This is a genomic window from Variovorax sp. W1I1 (assembly GCF_030815625.1).
GTDB lineage: Bacteria > Pseudomonadota > Gammaproteobacteria > Burkholderiales > Burkholderiaceae_C > Variovorax > Variovorax paradoxus_C.
The window spans coordinates 963,463-984,764 of sequence record NZ_JAUSWZ010000001.1; the positions used below are offsets into that span (position 1 = coordinate 963,463).

At 66.8% G+C, this 21,302-nt stretch carries 19 protein-coding genes; 6 read left to right on the forward strand and 13 right to left on the reverse strand.

Features of this window, described 5'->3' with window-relative positions; translation table 11 throughout:
• Positions 1 to 6 precede the first annotated feature (6 nt).
• On the reverse strand, positions 7 to 681 hold the full coding sequence (locus QFZ83_RS04640; RefSeq protein WP_013542916.1) for a GntR family transcriptional regulator: 675 nt from the start codon (positions 679 to 681) through the stop codon (positions 7 to 9).
• Between the two features lie 105 nt (positions 682 to 786).
• Between QFZ83_RS04640 and uraH the strand changes: the two genes are divergently transcribed.
• Positions 787 to 1,137: a hydroxyisourate hydrolase gene (gene uraH, locus QFZ83_RS04645; RefSeq protein ID WP_307503182.1), complete on the forward strand. Its 351-nt coding sequence runs from the start codon at positions 787 to 789 to the stop codon at positions 1,135 to 1,137.
• A gap of 2 nt (positions 1,138 to 1,139) precedes the next feature.
• Here uraH and QFZ83_RS04650 read toward each other — a convergent pair whose 3' ends face one another.
• Complete coding sequence (locus QFZ83_RS04650; RefSeq protein WP_307503183.1) at positions 1,140 to 1,637, reverse strand: hypothetical protein; 498 nt, start codon at positions 1,635 to 1,637, stop codon at positions 1,140 to 1,142.
• A gap of 53 nt (positions 1,638 to 1,690) precedes the next feature.
• On the opposite strand from QFZ83_RS04650, the gene xdhC reads away from it, so the two are divergent.
• The 4 genes from xdhC (at position 1,691) to QFZ83_RS04670 (ending at position 6,949) form a co-directional block, all read left to right on the forward strand.
• On the forward strand, positions 1,691 to 2,497 hold the full coding sequence (gene xdhC, locus QFZ83_RS04655; protein ID WP_307503185.1) for a xanthine dehydrogenase accessory protein XdhC: 807 nt from the start codon (positions 1,691 to 1,693) through the stop codon (positions 2,495 to 2,497).
• 215 nt (positions 2,498 to 2,712) lie between these two features.
• A complete protein-coding gene (locus QFZ83_RS04660) occupies positions 2,713 to 3,918 on the forward strand; it encodes a urate hydroxylase PuuD (RefSeq protein ID WP_307503187.1) in 1,206 nt (401 codons plus the stop codon).
• A 78-nt stretch (positions 3,919 to 3,996) separates the two neighbouring features.
• A complete protein-coding gene (locus QFZ83_RS04665; protein WP_307503190.1) occupies positions 3,997 to 5,337 on the forward strand; it encodes a glycerate kinase in 1,341 nt (446 codons plus the stop codon).
• A 169-nt stretch (positions 5,338 to 5,506) separates the two neighbouring features.
• Entirely contained in the window at positions 5,507 to 6,949 is a 1,443-nt protein-coding gene (locus QFZ83_RS04670) for an NAD-dependent succinate-semialdehyde dehydrogenase (RefSeq protein ID WP_013542910.1), read from the forward strand.
• On the opposite strand, the gene QFZ83_RS04675 is transcribed toward QFZ83_RS04670, so the two are convergent.
• The 3 genes from QFZ83_RS04675 to QFZ83_RS04685 all read right to left on the reverse strand — a co-directional run bounded on the left by QFZ83_RS04675 (position 6,950) and on the right by QFZ83_RS04685 (position 11,169).
• Positions 6,950 to 7,666, reverse strand: a complete 717-nt coding sequence (locus QFZ83_RS04675) for an MgtC/SapB family protein (protein ID WP_307503193.1) — start codon at positions 7,664 to 7,666, stop codon at positions 6,950 to 6,952.
• Positions 7,667 to 8,004: 338 nt separating this feature from the next.
• Entirely contained in the window at positions 8,005 to 10,770 is a 2,766-nt protein-coding gene (gene mgtA / locus QFZ83_RS04680; RefSeq protein WP_307503196.1) for a magnesium-translocating P-type ATPase, read from the reverse strand.
• A 189-nt stretch (positions 10,771 to 10,959) separates the two neighbouring features.
• Positions 10,960 to 11,169, reverse strand: coding sequence for a hypothetical protein (locus tag QFZ83_RS04685; RefSeq protein WP_307503199.1), 210 nt, complete (start codon positions 11,167 to 11,169; stop codon positions 10,960 to 10,962).
• 394 nt (positions 11,170 to 11,563) lie between these two features.
• Here QFZ83_RS04685 and QFZ83_RS04690 point away from each other — a divergent pair, with 394 nt between their 5' ends.
• Positions 11,564 to 12,034, forward strand: coding sequence for a low molecular weight protein-tyrosine-phosphatase (locus tag QFZ83_RS04690; protein WP_307503202.1), 471 nt, complete (start codon positions 11,564 to 11,566; stop codon positions 12,032 to 12,034).
• Between the two features lie 4 nt (positions 12,035 to 12,038).
• Here the strand turns inward: QFZ83_RS04690 and QFZ83_RS04695 are convergent, their stop codons facing one another.
• From QFZ83_RS04695 to QFZ83_RS04730, 8 genes are all read right to left on the reverse strand, one after another.
• Complete coding sequence (locus QFZ83_RS04695) at positions 12,039 to 12,458, reverse strand: thioesterase family protein (protein WP_307503205.1); 420 nt, start codon at positions 12,456 to 12,458, stop codon at positions 12,039 to 12,041.
• Positions 12,458 to 13,759: a TRAP transporter large permease gene (locus tag QFZ83_RS04700; protein ID WP_013542904.1), complete on the reverse strand. Its 1,302-nt coding sequence runs from the start codon at positions 13,757 to 13,759 to the stop codon at positions 12,458 to 12,460. The genes QFZ83_RS04695 and QFZ83_RS04700 overlap by 1 nt, the downstream gene beginning before the upstream one ends.
• A complete protein-coding gene (locus QFZ83_RS04705) occupies positions 13,756 to 14,280 on the reverse strand; it encodes a TRAP transporter small permease (RefSeq protein WP_253278335.1) in 525 nt (174 codons plus the stop codon). Before QFZ83_RS04705 ends, QFZ83_RS04700 begins: the two co-directional genes overlap by 4 nt.
• Positions 14,281 to 14,283: 3 nt before the next feature.
• Positions 14,284 to 15,345: a TRAP transporter substrate-binding protein gene (locus tag QFZ83_RS04710; protein WP_307503208.1), complete on the reverse strand. Its 1,062-nt coding sequence runs from the start codon at positions 15,343 to 15,345 to the stop codon at positions 14,284 to 14,286.
• Positions 15,346 to 15,502: 157 nt separating this feature from the next.
• Entirely contained in the window at positions 15,503 to 17,119 is a 1,617-nt protein-coding gene (locus tag QFZ83_RS04715; protein ID WP_307512631.1) for an indolepyruvate oxidoreductase subunit beta family protein, read from the reverse strand.
• 26 nt (positions 17,120 to 17,145) lie between these two features.
• The gene (locus tag QFZ83_RS04720; RefSeq protein ID WP_307503211.1) at positions 17,146 to 19,305 is read right to left on the reverse strand and encodes an indolepyruvate ferredoxin oxidoreductase subunit alpha; all 2,160 of its coding nucleotides are present in this window, start codon (positions 19,303 to 19,305) and stop codon (positions 17,146 to 17,148) included.
• 93 nt (positions 19,306 to 19,398) lie between these two features.
• Entirely contained in the window at positions 19,399 to 20,049 is a 651-nt protein-coding gene (locus tag QFZ83_RS04725; protein ID WP_307503215.1) for a c-type cytochrome, read from the reverse strand.
• A complete protein-coding gene (locus QFZ83_RS04730) occupies positions 20,046 to 21,242 on the reverse strand; it encodes a sorbosone dehydrogenase family protein (protein WP_013542898.1) in 1,197 nt (398 codons plus the stop codon). The genes QFZ83_RS04725 and QFZ83_RS04730 overlap by 4 nt, the downstream gene beginning before the upstream one ends.
• Positions 21,243 to 21,302: the final 60 nt, after the last annotated feature.

Consider the following 21,302-nt stretch of genomic DNA (forward strand, 5'->3'; position numbering starts at 1 on the left):
GGCTTTTCAGGACAGTGCGAGAGCGATGTCGTTGGTCGGAACCTTGCGGTCGAAGGTCAGGTTGGCCTCGACGTGTTCCAGGTGTTCGGTCATGAGGCGCACGGCGCGCTCTTCGTCGCGGGCGGCCAGCGCCTTCACGATGTCGGCGTGCTCGTCGTTGGAATGCTCGGCCGCGCTCGCGCTCTGGTACATGAGCGTGATGAGGGCGCAGCGCGAGATGAGTTCGCCCAGGATCTGCGCGAGCACTTGGTTGCCCATGAGCTCGGCCATGCGCACATGGAAGTCGCCGAGCAGCTCGGTGCGACCCGAAATGTCTTCGCCCGACACGGCGGACTTCTCGAGCGCGACGTGTTCCTTCAGCGCCTTGATCTTGGCCGGCGTGACGGTGCGCACGAACTCGCGCGTCATCTCGGCTTCGAGCATGCGGCGCACGGCGAACACCTGCTTGGCTTCGTCCACCGCCGGTGCGGCCACGAAGGCGCCGCGTGCCGGCTCGAGGCGGATCAGCTTGTTCTGCGAGAGCTGGAACAGCGCCTGCCGCACCAGCGTGCGCGAGACACCGAAATGATCGGCCAGCTTCTGCTCGGCGAGCTTGGTGCCGGGCTGCAGGCGATGCTCGACGATGGCCTTCGTGAGGGCATCGACGATCGAACGGGTGGTGGAGGACTCCATGTTTTTCATGATAGACCCAAAGCCGGTAACTGTATACACTTTTGTCCACCGGAATTTCCCGCACCCGATTCGAGCCCCTCGCTCGATCTTTCTCGATCTTTGAAGGAGCGCCCCATGGGCTTGAGCACTCACGTACTTGACACGATGCACGGCGGCCCCGCAGCCGGCATGGACGTGGCGCTGTACACCACCGACGGCGATGCCGCGACGCTGGTGAAGCGCTTCACGCTGAATTCGGACGGCCGCAGCGACGGGCCGCTCTACGACAACCACTCGATCAAGGTCGGCACCTACCGGCTGGTGTTCGACGTGGCGGGTTACTTCAAGGCGCGCGGCGTGAAGCTGCCCGAGCCCAATTTCCTCAACAAGGTGTCGCTGGATTTCGGTGTGGCGCACACCGACCAGCACTACCACGTGCCGCTCTTGGTCAGCCCGTGGAGCTACTCCACGTACCGCGGCTCCTGAGGTCAGTCGCCTTGTTGCTGACCTTCGGTGAGCGTGTCGAGCTGGAATCGGCCGCTCTTGTCCCAGAGCCAGGTGTCCGTCCACGTCACTGCGCCGAGCCGCGTGGCGGCCGGGAAGGGCGCGGCCTGCAGCACGGCGCGTTCGATCTCGGCGATGACTTCGGGCGCATGCTGCGGCGCGCGCAGCCAGTGCATCGAGACGACCTTGCCGCCCGTATCGAGGTTCACCTGCAAGGTGCCGACGGCATAGAGGATGGGCGGCAGTTGCCCGCTGTAGATGCGCGACCGGTTGAGGTCGTACACGTGGCGCGCCGCATCACGCCGATAGTCGCGCGCGGTGGCCGCATTCGATGCGCGCGGCACGGCGCCGGACGCACCGCCTTTGGCACTGCTCAATTGACCGGGCACGGCCCCGGGGCTGCCGCAGCCGGCGAGCCAGAAGGCGCACGAAAGAACGGATGCCGCCAGTGCAAGGCGGCGCGGCGTAAGCTGGGCATTCATCGCCGGGTTTATACCGTGAGTCCTTGCGGGCCCGGCAACCGAAGGTATCGGCAATGAGCGGTGTGGTCGATCAATTGCTGGCGCGTCTTCGCACCGAAGACGCTGTACTGGTCCGCGTCGAGTCCACGCAGGGCTCGGCGCCGCGCGAGGCGGGCACGTGGATGGCAGTGTGGGCCGACGCGCTCACGGCCACCATCGGCGGCGGGCAGCTCGAGTTCCAGGCGACGCAGGAAGCGCGCGAACTGCTCGCGGGCAAGCGCGCCATCGACGGCATCCAGCGCTATCCACTCGGCCCCAGCTTGGGCCAGTGCTGCGGCGGCGTGATGTTCCTGTCGTACCAGCGGATCACTGCAGCGGATGCGTCCGCATTGCAGCGTGAACTGGTCGCGCAACTCAAGCCTGTGGCGCTGTTCGGCGGCGGCCACGTGGGCGCCGCACTCGCGCGGCTGCTCGCCGCGCTGCCGTTTTCGGTGCGCTGGATCGACAGCCGCGACGGCGTGTTCCCCGACGAACTCCCTGCGCAGATCGACACCGAGCATTCCGAGCCCGTGCAGGACGCCGTCGCCGCGCTCGCACCGGGCAGTCGCGTGCTGATCATGAGCTTCAGCCATGCCGAAGACCTCGACATCGTCATCGCGTGCCTCAAGCGCCTGCGCACGCGCAACGACCTGCCCTACATCGGACTCATCGGCAGCAAGACCAAGTGGGCCACCTTCAGCCACCGGCTCGAAGCGCGCGGCTTCACGGCCGACGAACTGGCCCGCATCACCTGCCCGATCGGCGTACCCGGCATCACCGGCAAGGAGCCCGAGGTGATCGCCGTCGCGGTGGCGGCACAGTTGTTGCAATCGCTGGGCTGAACAGGGTTTTCCCGGCGGCGACGCTGCAAAAAACCAACCCGACCCTTGCCAAAACTGTATACACTTTCGGTCCACAACAAGCCGCAGCGGAGCGAGGCCCATTTCATGGAGCCTGCGTTCGCGGCACTTTCTCTGCTTACAGCGCCCGCAGTGGTGAGCAGGCTGAAACCCCGTCTCGGCGTCCTCACGCGCCGACCGGGTTGAGAGAGCACCCAATGGAAAGCTACTACCTCGACTGGGCCAACCTGCTGCTGCGCTGGGTCCACGTCATCACCGCCATCGCCTGGATCGGCGCCTCCTTCTACTTCGTGATGCTGGACAACAGCCTCGAGAAGCCGCAGGACCCCGAGTCGCTCGACAAGGGCGTGGGCGGCGAGCAGTGGGCCGTGCACGGCGGCGGCTTCTACAACATGCAGAAGTACGCGCTGGCGCCCAAGAAGCTGCCGGACCACCTGCACTGGTCGTACTGGGAGAGCTACTCCACCTGGATCACCGGGTTCACGCTCTTCACCATGTCGTACCTGTGGAACGCGAGCACCTACCTCATCGACAAGTCGAAGATGGACTGGCAGCCGGGCGCCGCCATCGCCGTGGCGCTGGCTTTCTTCGTCGTGTTCTGGATGGTCTACGACGGCATCTGCCAGGTGTTCGGCCGCCGCAAGAACGGCGACACCATCGTCGGCGTGCTGATCGCGATCTTCATCGTTTTCGCGACCTGGCTGGCCTGCCAGTGGTTCGCGGGCCGCGCGGCCTTCCTGCTCGTGGGCGCCATGATGGCCACCACGATGAGCGGCAACGTGTTCTTCTGGATCATCCCCGGCCAGCGCAAGAACGTGGCGGCGCTGCGCGAGGGCAAGCCGGTCGATCCGGTGCACGGCCAGCGCGGCAAGCAGCGCAGCGTGCACAACACCTACTTCACGCTGCCCGTGCTGTTCGCGATGCTGAGCAACCACTACAGCTTCACCTACACGCACAAGTACAACTGGATCGTTCTGCTGCTCATCATGCTCGGCGGCGCGGCCATTCGGCAGTTCTTCGTGGTGCGCCACCGCTTCAAGCTCGGCAACGCGGGCAACCCGCTGCCGTATGCGCTGGTCGGCATCGTGGTGCTGGGCCTCACGATCGTCTGGATGAAGCCCGAGCCGGCCGCCGCTCCCGTGGCTGCCGCAGCGGCGCCTGCCGTCGCCTATGCCGACGTGCAGAAGGTGCTCGAGCAACGCTGCTTCATGTGCCACGGCGCGGCCGTGCAGATGAAGAACGTGCGCGTCGATTCGCCCGATCAGGTCGCGGCGCATGCGCAGGCGATCTACCAGCAGGTGGTGGTCACGAAGATCATGCCGATGAACAACGCAACCGGCATTACCGATGAAGAACGCGCGTTGATCAGCCGCTGGTTCCAGGCAGGCGCAAAGACGAATTAAGACGAACTAGATAGACCGCGGTCAAGAGAGCGGGCCCACCGCTCCCCGCACAATTGCCGGATGGAGACAAAGCAAGCCATGACCGCATCGACCCCGTCCTTCGGGCCCGCGCCCGATCCGCGCGAAGCACCCCGCGCCTTCCTCGAACACCTGTACCGCGTGGCGGTGGACCGCGCGCTGCCGCTGTCCACGCTGGGCGCCCACCTGCCCAAGCCGCCCAAGGGGCGCACCGTGGTGCTGGGCGCCGGCAAGGCCGGCGGCTCGATGGTGCAGGCGCTCGAAGCCCTTTGGCCGGCGGATGCGCCCCTCTCGGGCCTCGTCGTCACGCGCTACGACCACATTCCGCCGCGCCCCGAAGGCGTGCCGCAGCGCATCGAACTCGTCGAGGCCGCGCACCCCGTGCCCGACGCGGCCGGGCAGCAGGCGGCCGAGCGCATCCTCGCGCTCACGCAGGGGCTCACGGCCGACGACCTCGTGCTGTGCCTGATTTCGGGCGGCGGCTCGTCGCTGCTGGTGCTGCCCGCCGAAGGCCTCACGCTGGCCGACAAGCAGCGCATCAACAAGCAACTGCTCGACAGCGGCGCGCACATCGGCGAGATGAACTGCGTGCGCAAGCATTTGTCGCGCATCAAGGGCGGCCGGCTCGCGGCGGCCTGCGCGCCGGCGCGCGTCGTGACGCTCACCATCAGCGACGTGCCGGGCGACGACCCCGCCGTCATCGCGAGCGGCCCCACGGTGCCCGATGCGACCACCTGCGCCGAGGCGCTCGCCATCCTCGACCGCTACGGCATCGAAGTGCCCGCACCCGTGCGGACGCAACTGCAAAGTGGCGAACTCGAAACGCCCAAGCCGAACGACGAGGCCTTCGCCGGCCACGAGACCCACATGATCGCCACGCCCCAGCAGTCGCTCGAAGCGGCGGCCCAGGCGTCGCGCGAAGCCGGCATCGAGGCGCACATCCTCAGCGACGAGATCGAAGGCGAATCGCGCGAAGTCGGCAAGGTGCATGCCGCACTGGCGCGCGCCGCGGCCCAACGCGGCCAGCCGTTCGCTCGGCCCTGCGTCATCCTTTCGGGCGGCGAGACCACGGTCACCATCCGTCCCCGCCAGCCGGGCCAGGCCAAGGGCCGCGGCGGGCGGGCCGGCGAGTTCTGCATGGGGCTGGCCGGTGCGCTCATGGGCGTGCCGGACGTGTGGGCGCTGGCCGCCGACACCGACGGCATCGACGGCGTGGAAGACAACGCTGGCGCCTTCGTCACGCCCGACACCCTGGCGCGCGCCACGGCTGCTGGGAAAAAGCTGTCGGACCACCTCGACCGCAACGACGCCTACGGCTATTTCGACGCCGTCGGCGACCTGTTCGTGACGGGGCCGACGAACACCAACGTCAACGATTTCCGCGCGCTTTTGATCCTGTAAAGGGGCAAAAGGGCGATTTGTGAGCCCCGGCGAAGACTGTTAACTCGGGTTAATCTACGCACCCGGCGGCAATTTGCCGCCACTGTCGCATGCGCACCTCCCAAAGGTGCCGCGTCGCGCACCCAGATTTCCCCTTTTCATCATCCAGTCCTCGAAGGAAAAGCTCGTCATGACCGCCACCTACACCGACACCCGCCTGCTGATCGACAACGAATGGGTCGACGCCACCGGCGGCAAGACGCTGGACGTCGTGAACCCCGCCACCGGCAAAGTCATCGGCAAGGTGGCGCATGCCAGCATCGCCGACCTGGACCGCGCCCTGGCCGCCGCCCAGCGCGGCTTCGACAAATGGCGCAACACCCCCGCCAACGAGCGCGCCGCCGTCATGCGCCGCGCCGCCGGCCTCATCCGCGAACGCGCTGGCGACATCGCCAAGCTGCTCACGCAAGAACAGGGCAAGCCGCTCGCCGAAGCCAAGGGCGAGACCCTGGCTGCCGCCGACATCATCGAATGGTTCGCCGACGAAGGCCGCCGCGTCTACGGCCGCATCGTGCCCTCGCGCAATCTGGCCGCGCAGCAGCTCGTGCTGAAGGAGCCGCTCGGCCCCGTCGCCGCTTTCACGCCGTGGAATTTCCCGATCAACCAGATCGTGCGCAAGCTCGGCGCCGCCCTCGCCACCGGCTGCTCGTTCCTGGTGAAGGCACCCGAAGAAACTCCGGCATCGCCCGCCGCGCTGCTGCAGGCTTTCGTCGATGCCGGCATCCCGCCCGGCACCGTGGGCCTCGTGTTCGGCAACCCCGCTGAAATCTCGAACTACCTCATCGCCCACCCGATCATCCGCAAGGTCACCTTCACCGGCTCGACCCCGGTCGGCAAGCAACTGGCCGCACTGGCCGGCTCGCACATGAAGCGCGTCACGATGGAACTGGGCGGCCACGCCCCGGTGATCGTCGCGGAAGACGCCGACGTTGCCCTGGCCGTCAAGGCCGCCGGTGCCGCCAAGTTCCGCAACGCGGGCCAGGTCTGCATTTCGCCGACCCGCTTCCTGGTGCACAACAGCCTGCGCGAAGAGTTCGCTCGCACGCTGGTCAAGTACACCGAAGGCCTGAAGCTCGGCGACGGCCTTGCCGAAGGCACGACCATCGGCCCGCTCGCCAACGCACGCCGCCTCACCGCGATGGCCTACGTTCTGGAAGACGCGCGCAAGAAGGGCGCCACCGTGGCGGCCGGCGGCGAACGCGTCGGCGACTCGGGCAACTTCTTCGCTCCCACCGTGCTGACCGACGTGCCGCTGGACGCCGACGTGTTCAACAACGAACCCTTCGGCCCCATCGCCGCGATCCGCGGTTTCGACACGCTCGAAGAAGCGATTGCCGAAGCCAACCGCTTGCCGTTCGGCCTGGCCGGCTACGCCTTCACCAAGTCGATCAAGAGCGCGCACCTGCTGAGCCAGAAGCTCGAACTCGGCATGCTGTGGATCAACCAGCCCGCCACCCCGTCGCCCGAAATGCCGTTCGGCGGCGTGAAGGATTCGGGCTACGGCTCGGAAGGCGGCCCGGAAGCGCTCGAGGCTTACCTGAACACCAAGGCTGTTTCGATCCTCGGCGTCTGATCAGTCGTCTGCGCTGGCGTTCCAGAAGGCTTGCTGGACGCCGCTCAGCGCTTCGAGTTCCGTGATCACCTGGTCGAGCTCCAACGGCTCGACCGCGGTGGCATACAGCGTTGCTTCGATCTCCGTGTCGGCCGGCCCGAAGGCGTGCTGGTCGACATCGCGCACCGGGTAGTTCGCGGCTTCGAGCAGGAGCAGCAGCTGGTCCATCACCTCGGGCCGTGCTGCGCGCGAGCAGATCACCCGCACCGTGTAGGTCGCCTCGCTCGATTCTTCATTGATCGGCCGGCGGTTGATGCGGTTCACCACCGGCAGCAGCAGCGTGTTGCTCGCCAGCACGAACATCGCGGCAATCATCGCTTCGCCGATCAGGTCCGCGCCCGCGCAGGCGCCGACCGCCGCCGACCCCCACAGCGTGGCCGCCGTGTTCAGGCCCGTGATGTTGGTGCCCTCTTTCATGATCGCGCCTGCGCCCAGGAAGCCGATGCCGGAGACCACGTAGGCCGCCACATGCACGGCCCCATCGTGGCCATGCAGCCGGTTCGCCATGTCCACGAACACAGCAGCACCCACCGCCACCAGCGTATTGGTGCGCAGGCCCGCGGCGCGCTGGCGTATCTGGCGCTCCAGGCCGATCAGCGAGCCGAGCGTGAAGGCGACCGCCACGCTGACGAAGGTGTCGAGCAGCGAGGGCAGGTTGAAGTTTTGAATGGCTTGCATCCGATGTGTCTTTCGATGTTTCGCGCCAGTGTGCGGGGCTTGGGTGTCATCTGCGTGTAGCTTTGTTCAGGGCAGCACTCCCGCCGACGGTGGGCTCTGTTTCGCGAATGTCCCCCGGCTTCGCCTCCTCCTTGATTTCGCGAAACAGAGCCCGCCATCAGCGCGAGCGCTTTCAGAGCGGTCGTTGATCGGCTGTTCGCTCAGAGCGTGCCCAAGTGCGCAGGGCATCGGGTGCTCCCCGCAGCGAAATCAAGGGGGAGGGCGAAGCCCGGAGGACATTCGCGGAGGGGAGTACCCGGTGGCCTGTGCACCCGCCCTGAACAAAAACAACTCAGCCCTCACTGCCACCCATACCGCCGCGCATACCAGCCCTTGACGGTCTGCGTCAGCACCGCATATCCCACCAGCATCGCCACAAGCCACGGGAAGTAAGCCAGCGGCAGCGCCTGCAGCTTGAAGTAGTGCGCGAGCGGCCCCATCGGCAGCCAGATGCCCACAGCCGCAATCGCCGCACCCATCGCCAGCAGCGGCCAGGCCGCGCGGCTTTGCAGGAACGGGATCTTGCGGGTACGGATCAGGTGGACGATGAGCGTCTGCGACAGCAGCCCCTCGATGAACCAGCCCGACTGGAACAGCGTCTGGTGCTCCACCGTGTTGGCCGAGAACACGTACCACATCACCGTGTAGGTCAGGATGTCGAACACCGAGCTCAGTGGCCCGAAGAACACCATGAAGCGCCCGAGGTCCGCCGGGTTCCATTGCTGCGGCGACTTGAGGAATTCCTCGTCCACGTTGTCGAAAGGAATCGCGATCTGCGACACGTCGTACAGCAGGTTCTGCACCAGCAAATGGAGCGGCAGCATCGGCAGGAAAGGCAGGAACGCGCTTGCCACCAGCACCGAGAACACATTGCCGAAGTTCGAGCTCGCGGTGAGCTTGATGTACTTGAGCATATTGGCGAACGTGCGGCGGCCTTCGACCACGCCTTGCTCCAGCACCATCAGGCTCTTCTCCAGCAGGATGATGTCGGCCGATTCCTTGGCCACGTCCACCGCGCCGTCTACCGAGATGCCGATGTCCGCTGCACGCAGTGCCGGTGCGTCGTTGATGCCGTCGCCCATGAAGCCCACCACGTGCCCGTTGGCATGCAGCGCGTGCACGATGCGTTCCTTGTGCGCGGGCGTGAGCTTGGCGAACACCTGGTGCTTTTCGACCAGCACGCGCAACTCGTCGTCGCGCAGGTCCTCGATCTCGCGGCCGAGCACGATGTGGCCGGCCTCGATGCCCACGTCGCCGCAGACCTTGCGCGTGACCAGTTCGTTGTCGCCCGTCAGCACCTTCACCGCCACGCCGTGCTCGGCCAGCGCGCGCAGCGCGGGCGCGGTCGATTCCTTCGGCGGATCGAGAAAGGCCACGTAGCCCAGCAGCGTGAGCTCCGATTCATCGGCCACGCTGTAGGCGGCCTTGCGTGCTTCGGCGCCCAGCGTGCGGCTCGCCACCGCCACCACGCGCAGGCCCTGCTTGTTCAGCTCCGAAGCGACGCTGTGGATGCGCGCGAGCAGTTCGGCATCGAGCGCCAGCACCTCGGCGCCGCGCTCGACCGACGTGCACACCGACAGGATCTCTTCCAGCGCACCCTTGCAGATCAGCAGGTGCTCGCTGCCGCCGTTCTCCACCACCACCGACATGCGGCGGCGCGAGAAGTCGAAGGGCACTTCGTCGATCTTGCGGTAGGCCGTCTGCAGCCGTGTCTCAGGCTGCATCTCGGCGTGGTTCAGCACCGCCTTGTCGAGCAGGTTCTTCAGGCCCGTCTGGTGAAAGCTGTTCAGGTAGGCGAGCTGCAGCACATGGTTGGAGCCCTCGCCCCATGCGTTGGTGTGGCGCTCCAGCACGATGCGGTCCTGCGTCAGCGTGCCGGTCTTGTCGGTGCACAGCACGTCCATCGCGCCGAAGTTGTGAATCGCTTCGAGCCTTTTCACGATCACCTTCTGGCGCGACATCACGACCGCGCCCTTGGCGAGCGTGGCGGTCACGATCATCGGCAGCATCTCGGGTGTGAGGCCGACCGCGATCGACAGCGCGAACAGCGCCGCTTCCCACCAATCGCCCTTGGCCACGCCGTTGATCACCAGCACCAGCGGCGCCATCACCAGCATGAAGCGGATCAGCACCCAGCTCACGCGGTTGATGCCGGCCTGGAAGGCGCTGGTGCCGCGGTCGGTGGCGGTCACGCGCTGCGCAAGGGCGCCGAAGAAGGTGCGGTCGCCGGTGTGAACGATGAGTGCGGTGGCGGTGCCGCTGATCACGTTGGTGCCCATGAAGAGCAGGTTCTCGCGCTCCAGCACGCCGGCCTCGTGGTCGCCGCGGTCGATGGAGAATTTCTCGACCGGCATCGCCTCGCCCGTCAGCGCGGACTGGCTGATGAAGAGGTCCTTGGCCGCGAGCAGCCGGCAGTCCGCCGGAATCATGTCGCCGGCCGAGAGCGCGATCACGTCGCCCGGCACGAGGTCGCGCATCGGCACCTCGACGCGCACCGTGCCCGCGTGCGTGGCGTCGAAGCCCTCGTCGCCCGCGGCGCCTGCCTTGCGACCCGGCGCGGGCCGCAGCACCGTGGCCGTGTTGCTCACCATCGCCTTGAGGCGGTCGGCAGCCTTGTTGGAACGCGACTCCTGCAGGAAGCGCAGCACCGTCGAGAGCACCACCATGCTGCTGATGACCAGCGCGGCCTTCATGTCCTCGGTCACGTACGAGATCAGCGCCAGTACCGTGAGCAGCAGGTTGAAGGGGTTGCGGTAGCACTGCCACAGATGCGTCCACCACGGCAGCGGCTGCTCGTGGCGCACCTCGTTGCTGCCCAGGCGCTTGCGCAGCACCTGCGCGTGGCCTTCGCTGAGGCCGCGCGGCGAGCTGTCGAGGATGACGAGCATCTCGCCGGCGTCGGTGCGCGATGCAGCGGCCAGCGCCTTCGCGATGTCGGGCGGCATTGCAACCGAGCTCACCCCGACCGGCTTGGAGCCCAGCAGCGTCTGCCAGCGCTCGAAGTGATGCAGCATGTGGCGGCTGCGCAGGAAGCTCTCGAAAAAGGACTTCAGGACGTTCTTCATTTTTTTCTCCTTCGCGGCGCAGGCCGGGCAGGAGAAGAACGCCCACGCGTCACTCAATCAGACGTGCGAGTCTCTCCGCAGCACGGCGCGCTGCGCTGTTGTTGCAATCGACAGGAACAGGTGGGGCGCGCGGGGGCGCCGATGAGGGGCTGGGTCCATGGAAGGCCTCCTTCGTGTGTGCTGCGGGGTTCAGCGCTGCGCTGCGCGCAGTGGCTGATCGAGCAGCAGGAAGAAGCTGCGGATGCGCCGCGTGGTCCAGAGCGCGGCGGCCCGGTCCAGCGTTTCGTTCTCGACGTCCTGCGCCGTCACCGCGCGCGCAGGCTCGTGCGCCGACGGGCGAACGGGTTGCTGCATCGGCTGCTGATGCTGCTGCTGCTGACGAGTTTGAAATTGACGCATGACAAGGCTCCTTCGTGTGGAAGGGCCTCGCGCACGGACACGCAAGCTGACTGAACAAGTCAGTGACGGAGAACGACGGATTTCGGAAGGGGAGAACCGCTGGCCTGATTGGCGAACGGGTCACGCTGCGTGCACGGCGGCCACAGCGCGAGAGAGCCTGTGCTAGAGGGCCGGATGTGTCACGCCTGCCGAGGCACGCGTCTTCTTGTCACTGATCCAACTGGCACTGTCCACGCACGGGGCTCCGAAGTAAAGATGCAGGATTGTTGCACCGCGTCACAATGAGCGTCAACCTTTTTGGGCTTGTCCTGCAATGCCAGCAGGGTCGTTATCGCCTCGCTGTTGCGATTTCGCCTCGGCCTGCGTTCCAACCTTTCAACAGGCTTTCAATTCGATGACCCAACCCGCCATTCTGTTCATCTGTACCGGCAATATCTGCAGGTCTCCCACCGCGCACGCGCTCCTGTTGCACAAGGCTCGTCGCGCAGGCGTGCCCGTCGACGTCGACAGCGCCGCCATCTCCGACGAGGAGCGCGGCAACCCACCCGATCCACGCTCGGTTGCCGAGGCGCGCCGGCGCGGCATCGAGATGCACGCCCATTGCGCGCGCCAGGTTCGTAGCCGCGACTTCGAGCGCTTCGACTGGATCGTCGGCATGACGGCGCAGCATTGCGCCGCGCTGCGACGCCTCGCACCTGCGGGCACCGCCCACAAGGTGCACCTGCTCACGGACTTCTCCGAGGACGACGAAGGCGATGTGCCCGACCCTTGGTACGGCGGCCGGCAGGCCTTCGTCGAAGCCTTCGACCTGATTGATCGCGGCGTCGACGGCCTGCTCGCGAAGCTCCAGGCCAAGACCCGCTGAGCGGCTATTCGCAGAGCGCCCGAATGCTCGGCGGAATCGGCACCGCACGGATGCCTCCGCCTTCGCGCTTCGCCGCGAAGATCCGTACCTCTTCGCATTCGAGGATCAGGTCTTCGCCGCGCGTCACGCGGTAGGTCTGCACAAAGCTCTTGTCGCGCCACTCGGTGATGCGTACCGCAATCTCCAGCGTGTCGCCGTAGCTCGCGGCCTTCACGAAGCGCGTGTGCGTGTCGACCAGCGGCGTGCCGATCACACCGATCGTCTTCGTGGTTTCCTCCCAGCGCGGCACGCCGCAGCCGGCGAAGAAATGCCGCGATGCCGCATCGATCCAGCGAAAGAAGTTGGGAAACCAGACGATGCCGGCCGGGTCGCAGTCGCCGAACTCGACGCGTGCGGTGTAGACGATTTCCTTGTGTGTGCTCATCAGCCCATTCTCGTCGGCAGCCACAGCGCGATGACCGGGAAGGCGATCAGGATCACCAGGCGCACGATGTCCGTCACGATGAACGGCAGCACGCCCTTGAAGATGGTGGTGAAGCTCACGTCCTTCACCACGCTCTTGATGACGAAGACGTTCATCCCCACCGGTGGATGGATGAGCCCCAGCTCCACCGTCATGACGATGATCACGCCGAACCAGATGGGATCGAACCCCAGGTGCACGATCACCGGAAAGATGATGGGCACCGTGAGGATGATCATCGCCATCGCGTCCATCAGGCAGCCGAGCACCAGGTACATCACCATGATGAGCGCGAGCACGCCGTAGCGGCCGATGCCCAGGCCGGTGAGGAATTCGGTGAGCTTCTGCGGGCTTTGCGTGATGGTGAGGAAGTAGCCGAACAAGAGCGCGCCGATCAGCACCGTGAACACCGCCGCCGCCGTGCGCGTGGCAGAGAGCAGCGCCTCGCGGATCTTCGGGCCGTCGAGCTTGCGCCGCACGAGCCCGAGGATGAACGCACCGCTCGCGCCCACGCCGCCCGCTTCGGTCGGCGTGAAGAAGCCGCCGTAGAGCCCGCCGATCACGAACACGAACAACACCAGCGGCGCCCACACGTTGCGCAGGTCCTTGAAGCGCTCCGACCACGGCTTCACCTCGCCGCCGGGCAGCCAGTCGGGCCTGAGCTTCACGATGATCGCAATGGTCAACACATACATCGCCATCGCCAGGATGCCCGGCACGATGCCCGCCATGAAGAGCTTGCCGATGTCCTGCTGCGTGAGGATGGCGTAGACCGCGAGCACCGTCGAGGGCGGCAATATCGCGCCCAGCGTTCCGCCCGCTGCAATCACGCCGGTGGAGAACGACTGCGGGTAGTTGAAGCGACGCATCTCCGGATACGCCACCGCCGAGAACGTGGCCGCCGTGGCCACCGACGAGCCGCAGATCGCCGCGAACCCGCCGCAGGCCACCACGGTGGCCACGCCGAGGCCGCCGCGCAGGTGGCCGATCATCGAGTTGGCGGCCTTGAAGAGTTCGCGGCTCACGCCCGACACCGACACCAGCGCGCCCATCAGCATGAACATCGGGATCACGCCGAAGGTGTAGTCGGTCACGGTGCGCATGGAGGTCTGGCCGACCAGCTTCAGCGCGGGCCCGGGACCCACGAGGTAGCTGTAGCCGACAACGCCGACGAGGCCCATCGCCATGCCGACCGGCACGCGCAACAGCATCAAGACGAAGAGGGCGACAAAGCCCAGGATGGCAACTGCATCGGGGCTCATTCGTCCGCCTTCTGTTCAGCGTGAACTTCTTCGAGTTGCTCGGGATGGAAGATCAGCCGGTAGGTGCGGATCGCGATCAGCAGCACCGCACACACGTCGCCGAACCAAGCCACCGCATAGAACGGCCACGTCGGGATGTTCATGTCGTAGGTCAGCACGTTGTCGACGTAGGTGCCGCGCACCTTGTCGAACAGCATCGCGGTCTGCACCGCCACCACGAACAACAGAACGAGCGTGGCGAACACGTCGATCACCCGCTTCATGCGCGGTCCCGCCGCGGTCCACACCAGGTCCACCGTGATGTGGCCACCCCGATAGCTGGTGGCCGCGATGCCCCAGAAGATCAGGATGCCGAGCAGCATGCGGCCGAAGTCGTAGGCATCGGGGATCGAGGTGTCGAAGAACTTGCGCAGCACCACGGCCACGAAGATGTTGAGCGCAACGATCCCCACGAAGATGGCGGCGAGCCATTCAATGGTGTTGATCGCGCGGTCCATGTAGCTGGCGGACCGGGCAGCCATCGCTCAGAGCGCCGACTTGTATTTCGTGAGGCTGCCCTTCAGCGCATCCATCACCGCCTTCGGGTCTTCGCTCACCTTCTTCACGCTCTCGGCCCATTGCGCCTCCGACGGCGCGGCCGCCTTGCGCCAGGCATCGAGCTGTTCCGGCGTGAGCTTGTAGACCTCGTGGCCCGATTGCGCCGCGATCTTCGCGCGCCCGCCGAACTCGAAGTCGGCCCACGGCCCCGCCACCTTCTGCGCCCATTCGCTGGTGCAGTGGTCGTCGATCACTTTCTTCTGTCCCGCGGACATCGCGTCGTACTTCCCCTTGTTCATCACCCAGACGAAAGGCGTGACGTACAGCGGCGCATCCATGTGGTACTTCACCACCTTGTCGATGCCGAAGAGTCCGATCGACCCCCACGGGAAGGTGATGGCATCGGCCACGCCGCGCTCCAGCATGTCGCGCGACTCGGGCGCCGAGGCCTGCACGTTGGTGCCGCCCAGCGAGGTAATCAGCTGGCCCACGGTGCTGGTGGCCGGGCGCACCTTCATCCCCTTGATGTCGGTGGGCAGCGTGATCTTCTTGCGCGAGTGGAAGGTGCCGGGGTCGTGCACGAACGCGAAGCAGTACTTCACGTCCTTCATTTCCTTGGCCGCGTAGTTGCGGTACCAGTCGTCGATGGCGGCCGAGCCTTCCTTGCCATTGGCGAAGAGGAAAGGCAACGATGCGCCGGCCATCACCGGAAAGCGGCCCGGCTGGTAGCCCGGGTTCACGTACGAGAAGTCGGCGATGCCGTCGCGCGCCATGTCGTAGTGATCGAAGGCCTTGCCGAGCTGCTCCGAGGGAAACAGGATCGCGGTGATGCTGCCGTTCGATGCCTTCTTGATGTCGTCGGCCCAGGCCTGCAGGGCAGGGTTGAGCGGGTGTTGAGCGGGCACCCAGCTCGAGAGCTTGAGCTGCACGGGCTTGTCCTGCGCATGCACGGCGGGCGTGCCGAGCACAAGCGCCGCGCAGGCTGCGAGCAGGGCGGCGGGCGAGGGGCGCGCGCTGCGGCGATGGGAATGGCGGTCGGTGGTTTTCATGGTCTCCTTCTTTATGGTCTGTTTGAAATCGTCGAGACCGGTCAGCCTAGGCAGCGGCGTGGACCGGGTAAATGGAGGCTTTCCCGCGCGGGATTTCCTGGGGATGCGGTGGCGGTGGTCTTCGACGTTGATCGATGCCATCGTGTCGCCTCTCGCCTCAGGCGCCGCCGCTCGGCTTGCGCTTCATCCAGCGGATGGGCTGGGCCCTGACCGCGCGGGCGGGCGCACCATGCGCGACCAGCGCGGCATCGAGTGCGCGGCCGGCATCGTCGGCCAATGCCGCGGTGCGCGCCGCCGCCACGGATTGCGCGCGCACGGACGGCGTCACGCCGGGCTGTGCCGCGAGATGGTCGGTCACGTGCAGCAGGTTCTCCTTGCCGCGTTCGTTGGTGCTGCCGTAGCCCTTGATGAGCCGGCCGCACAGCGCAAGCTCGTGGCCCAGTGTCCAGGCCTCGCGCGTGCCGGTTTCAACGGCCGCAAGCCAGCGTTCGATGAGCGCCTGCTCTTCGGCGAAGCGGCTGCCTCGGCGGCGCAGCCACTTCAGCGACGACAGGAGCCGCAGCGACGCCATGCCGAAGACCGAATGGCTGCCCACCTTGAGCGGCAGCGCCCAGGGCTCGCGGCCGCGCGCCTGCCGGGCGCGGTCCCATGCGGTCACGCGGCGCGACAGCGCGGGCGGCAGCAGCGCGGCGAACTCGGCGGCGCCGGGTTTGAAGTGGTCGTAGAGCTTCACGATGTCTTCGTCCCCCGCCCGCACTTCCTGCCGCACGCGCCGGGCGCGGCTCGCGCGGCCCTTGAGCGCGGCCACGCGCACGATGTCGTCGAAGGCCATCCACAGCGCGAGCCAGCGCGCGGCCTCGCGGGTGAGGGCAAAGCCGTGGGCGCCGGCCGGATCGGCGGCGCGCTCGGCATCGAGCACCTTGCCCAATCGATCGGCGTAGAGCGTCGCGTAGGCGGCGTCCTGGTAATCGAGCACACGCGCGTGGCCGAGCGCGAGCATGTCGTGCACGGCGGGGGGAAAGCGCCGCGCCAGTTCGTCGGACAGGGCGCGCGCGGGTGGCGGCGCGTCGGCGGTGTCGCCAGCCATCACGCTGTTCACGAAAGCGGCTTGGGTGCGCGGTGCGCTCACCGCGTCGAAGGCGGCCGCGAAGCCGCGCAGGCTGGCGGCGGCCATCTTGTTGAGCTTCTCGGGCGCGCTCGTGTCGCCGCCGCGCACGACGTGCTCATAGGCTTCGCGCGGAAACGGGAAGAGGCCGCTGCCCGCGATGGCGCCGAGCATCACGGCGCTGACCACCGTGCCGGTGTCGCGTGCGATGGCGTTCATGTCGAACACATGGTGCTCGCGGCTGAAGGCTTTCACCACATCGACCAGGCGCTGCGCATCGGCGCGCCCGTCACCGGGCTCCATGCGTTCGGCGGTGGTGAAGATGCGGGCCGACGAGCTGATGACCAGGGTGCGCAGCGGCGCGCTCATGCCGTTGCCGATCTGCCGCGCGGTCTCGAGCAGTTCAGAAGAAACGATCGCATCGAGCGCGCCGGGCACCGGGCTCAGGCTGAACACCGGGCGCCTGCCGCCGAGCTGCGCAAGCGGCACGGGGAACACCTCGATGTAGTACGTGGTGGCGCCGGTGCGCTGCGCGACGCCGGGGATCGAGGTGCTCTGCGCGGCGTAGCCGGCATGGCGGGCGATGTCCACCAGCCATTCGGTGAGCACGCCGCCGCCTTCGCCGCCGAGGGCGCAGACGAGAAGGGTGATGGGACGATTCGTTTCCATGGCGCGGCTCATCTGGCTCATGTGGCTCATGCGGGTTGCAGTGCGCGAACGACCGCGCCGCGCAGCGAATGCACGAGGCGTTCGTGCCACTTCGGGTTCTGCACCACCTCGGCCCGATAGAAGCTCGGGCACAGCGTGGCCGCGTGCGCGTTCTCGCCGCAGAGGCCGCAGCCCACGCAGCCGTCGATCACGGTGGCAACGGGGTCGACCTTCAGAGGATCGGGGTTGTCCTTGAGCGTGAGCGTCGGGCAGCCCGAGAGGCGAATGCACGCGTGGTCGCCGTTGCACACGTCTTCATCGACGCCGTACTTCACGCGCACCACGCGCTCGCCCTTCTTGAGCAGACCGGCGATCCACGGCTTGATGCGCCGCTGCCGTTCGAGCTGGCATTCGCCCTCGGCGATCACCACCTTCAGGCCGTTGAAGTCGCTGGTGAGCGCCTCGGTCAGCGTCTTGCGCATGCGCTCCACGTCGTAGGTGGTCACGGTGCGCATCCACTTCACGCCCAGGCCGGTGAGCGTGGCCTCGATGGTCTGGTTCTTGTCGACCAGGCTCTGCTGCTTGTCGACGGCGCGCTCCTTGGTCTCGTCGTCGGGCGTGGAGATGATGTCCTGCGTGCCGGTGGCAGAGGTGTAGCCGTTCTTGAAGATCAGGAGCACCGCGTCGTCGTCGTTGAACAGCGCGCTCTGCACGCCGGTGAGCAGGCCGTTGTGCCAGAACCCGCCGTCGCCCATGATCGAGAGCGTGCGGCGGTTCATCATCGGTGCCACGCCCGCGCGGCTCGCGAGGCTCATGCCATAGCCGAGGATCGAATGGCCCATCGAGAACGGCTCGAAGGTGCCGAAGGCATGACAGCCGATGTCCGCTGCGATGTGCACCGGCCCCGTCTCCTGCTGTGCAAGCTTGAGCGCGGAGAACACCGGGCGCTCGGGGCAGCCGATGCAGAAGCTCGGCGGGCGGTTGGGCAGCGGCGCCGTGAGCTGGCGCGCAACGGCCTCGCGGCGTTCGCGGTTGCCTGCGAGCCAAGCCTGTGCGGAAGACAACGCCTCGCCGGCTTCGATGTATTTCGCGGCGAAAGCGCCGATGCCGCCCGACAACACCTCGACGCCGTACTCGCCGGCGGCGGGCAGCATGTCCTTGCCATGCAGCGGCGTCTGGATGTCGCGCCGGCGCAGCAAGGTCGCAATGTCCTGCTCGATGTACTCGGGCTGGCCTTCTTCCACCACCAGCACCGCGCGCTTGCCCACGCAGAAGTCGGCCACCTGTTCGGGCACCAGCGGATAGGTCACGTTGAGCACGAGGATCGGGATGTCGGTCTCGCCGAACGCATCGGCCAGGCCCTGCTGCTGCAGGCTGCGGACGAGCGCGTTGTAGAGCCCGCCCTGCACCACGATGCCCAGGTCCGCATGGCGATGGCCGGGCATCAGCTCGTTGAGCCCCTGCTCGACGATGTAGCGCCGCGCCGCCGGAATGCGCGCATCGCCCTTGAGCTTCTCGTGGCGGAAGGTGACGGGCGGGTGCGCGAGGCGCATGTAGTCGAAGCCCGCGGGCTCGGTCATGAGCGCGCGCGTGGAGACGGCGGGCGCGATGTTGTCCTTGCACTCGAAGCTGCCGCGCACGTGGCAGGTTCGGATGCGCAGCTCCATGAGGCAGGGCATGTTCGAGGTTTCGGAAAGGCGAAATCCTTCTTCGACCATGCGCACCATCACGCCGAGATCGGGGCGCGGATCGAGCAGGCACATGCTCGACTTGAGCGCGTAGGCATGCGTGCGTTCCTGGATCACGCTGGCGCCTTCGCCGTAGTCCTCGCCCACCACGACCAGCACGCCGCCGGTCACGCCAGGCGAAGAGAGGTTCGACAGCGCATCGGCCGCCACGTTGGTGCCGACGATGGATTTCCAGGTGACCGCGCCGCGCAGCGGGTAGTGGATGGAGGCGCCGAGCATCGCCGCCGCCGAGGCTTCGTTGGAACAGGCCTCGACGTGCACGCCGAGTTCGTCCATGTAGGCCTTGCCCTGGACCATGACGTCGAGCAGGTGCGACACGGGCGCTCCCTGGTAGCCGCCCACGTAGGCCACGCCCGACTGCAGGAGGCCCTTGGTGATGGCGAGGATGCCCTCGCCGTGGAAGGTGTCGCCGGTGCCCAGGCGCAGCATTTCCACTTCCTTGCTGAATGAGACTTCCAAGAGATTCGGCTCCGATAGGGGTGGTTTTGGGGAATTTCGGGTGCGCGGTGCGCTGCGTCCGCATGGCGCACTCGCAGATGTCGTACGGCGGTGTTACTTCGGTGGAGGCTTGGCGGGGGCGCTCGGAAAGCGCGCGACGTAATAGGCGAGCGTGTCCAGGTCCTCCGGCGCGATGCGGCTCACCGCCTCGCCCATCGCCTGCGTGTAGCCCGGGCGCTTGCCCGTGCGAAAGCCGTGCAGCGTGAGCTGCAGGTAGTCCTCATGCTGCTGGCCGATGCGCGGCACCTGCTGGCCACCGCTCAGGTCGGCACCGTGGCAGATCACGCAGCGATGCTCTTGCGCCAGGGACTGGCCGCGCGTCATGCGTGCGGCATCGGGCGGCGTGGCGGCCGGCGGTGCGGGCACCGCGGGCAGCGTGGCGATGTAGTCCGAGAAGCCGCGCAGGTCGGCATCGGTCATGGTCTTGGCGACTGCGGTCATTGCCGGGTTGTCGCGCCGGCCTTCGCGAAAGAGAAAGAGCTGCGTGATCGCATAGAACGAATGCTGGCCCGCAAGCACCGGCGTGCCTGCCATGTCGCTGCGGCCGTTCGCGCCGTGGCACGAGGCGCACAGGGACGCATAGCGCTGCGCATAGCTGGGCTGCGCTGACGCAGCCGGCTTCGTGCCCTGCGCAACCGCCGACGACAGCGCCGCCGCCATCAAGCCCGCCGCGATCGCTTTCGCAATGACGCCGGCTCTCTTCATTTGCCGCCGTAGCTGATGCGGTAGATCGCACCGGCGTGGTCGTCGCTCACCAGCATCGAACCATCTTTCAGCACGAGGAAGTCCACCGGCCGGCCGAGGTAGGTGTTGTTCTCGACGAAGCCCGTCATGAAGGGCTCGACCTTCGCGCCGCCCTTGCCGTCGGGCCACGCGACCGCGATGTCGGCGTACTTGGTGGTGCGGTTCCACGGGCCGTGGCGTGCGATGAACATGGCGCCGCGGTACTTGGCCGGGAAGCTCTTGCCGTTGTAGAAGGCGAGGCCCAACGCGGCAGCGTGTGGGCCGAGCAGGGCGGCGGGCTTCTGGTAGTCGTCGCAACGCTTGCCCCAGCCGAATTCCGAATCGAGGATGTTGCCCTGGTGGCAGTACGGATAGCCGAAGTGCTGGTCGGGCTTGGTCACCACGTTGAGCTCGTCGTTCGGCAGGTCTTCGCTGAGCCAGTCGCGGCCGTTGTCGGTGAACCAGAGGTTGCCGGTCTTCGGATCGAAGTCGAAGCCCACCGTGTTGCGCACGCCGCGCGCCACCGTCTCGATGCCGCTGCCGTCGGGGTTCATGCGAAAGATGCGCGCATGCGCGTCGTCGGGCTCGCACAGGTTGCAGGGCGCGCCGACGGCGTAGTAGAGCTTGTCCTTGTGCATGCGCAGGTACCGCCAGCTGTGGTCCTGGCCGCCGGGCAGCTTGTCGTTGAGCACCACCGGCGTACCGGGGTTGTCCAGCTTGTCCTCGATGCCGTCGTACCGCACGATCTGCTTGTGCGTGGCCAGGAAGAGCGCGCCCTTGTAGAACTCGATGCCGGTGGCGAACTCGGTCTTGTCGATGATGGTCTTGGGCTTGCGGTCGCCCTTCTCGGCAATGGCGTAGACCTTGTTGCCCACGAAGAGCGTGCTCACGAAGACCGTGCCCTTGGCGCCCTGGCGCAGCTCGCGCGCGTCGAGCACGCCCGAGGCCCAGGTCTCCACCTTGAAGCCCGGCGGGAGCTTGAACTTGGCGGTGGGCAACTGGTCGGGCGCGGTGGGAATCGGGAAAGAGGGCACGGGTGCCAAGCGCGTGGCGGCTTCGTTCTTCGGGCGGCCCTTGGCCCACCCCGGTTCCTCGGCCGGGGGCTGCTGGGCCCATGCGGCGGTGGCTGTGAAGAGCAGGGCGGCGAGGACCGCGTGCGAACGGCGTAGGGCCATGTCGTGTCTCCTTCTTGTCGTGGGGTGTTCGATCGATTCGGCTTTGGGGCCGACTGAAAA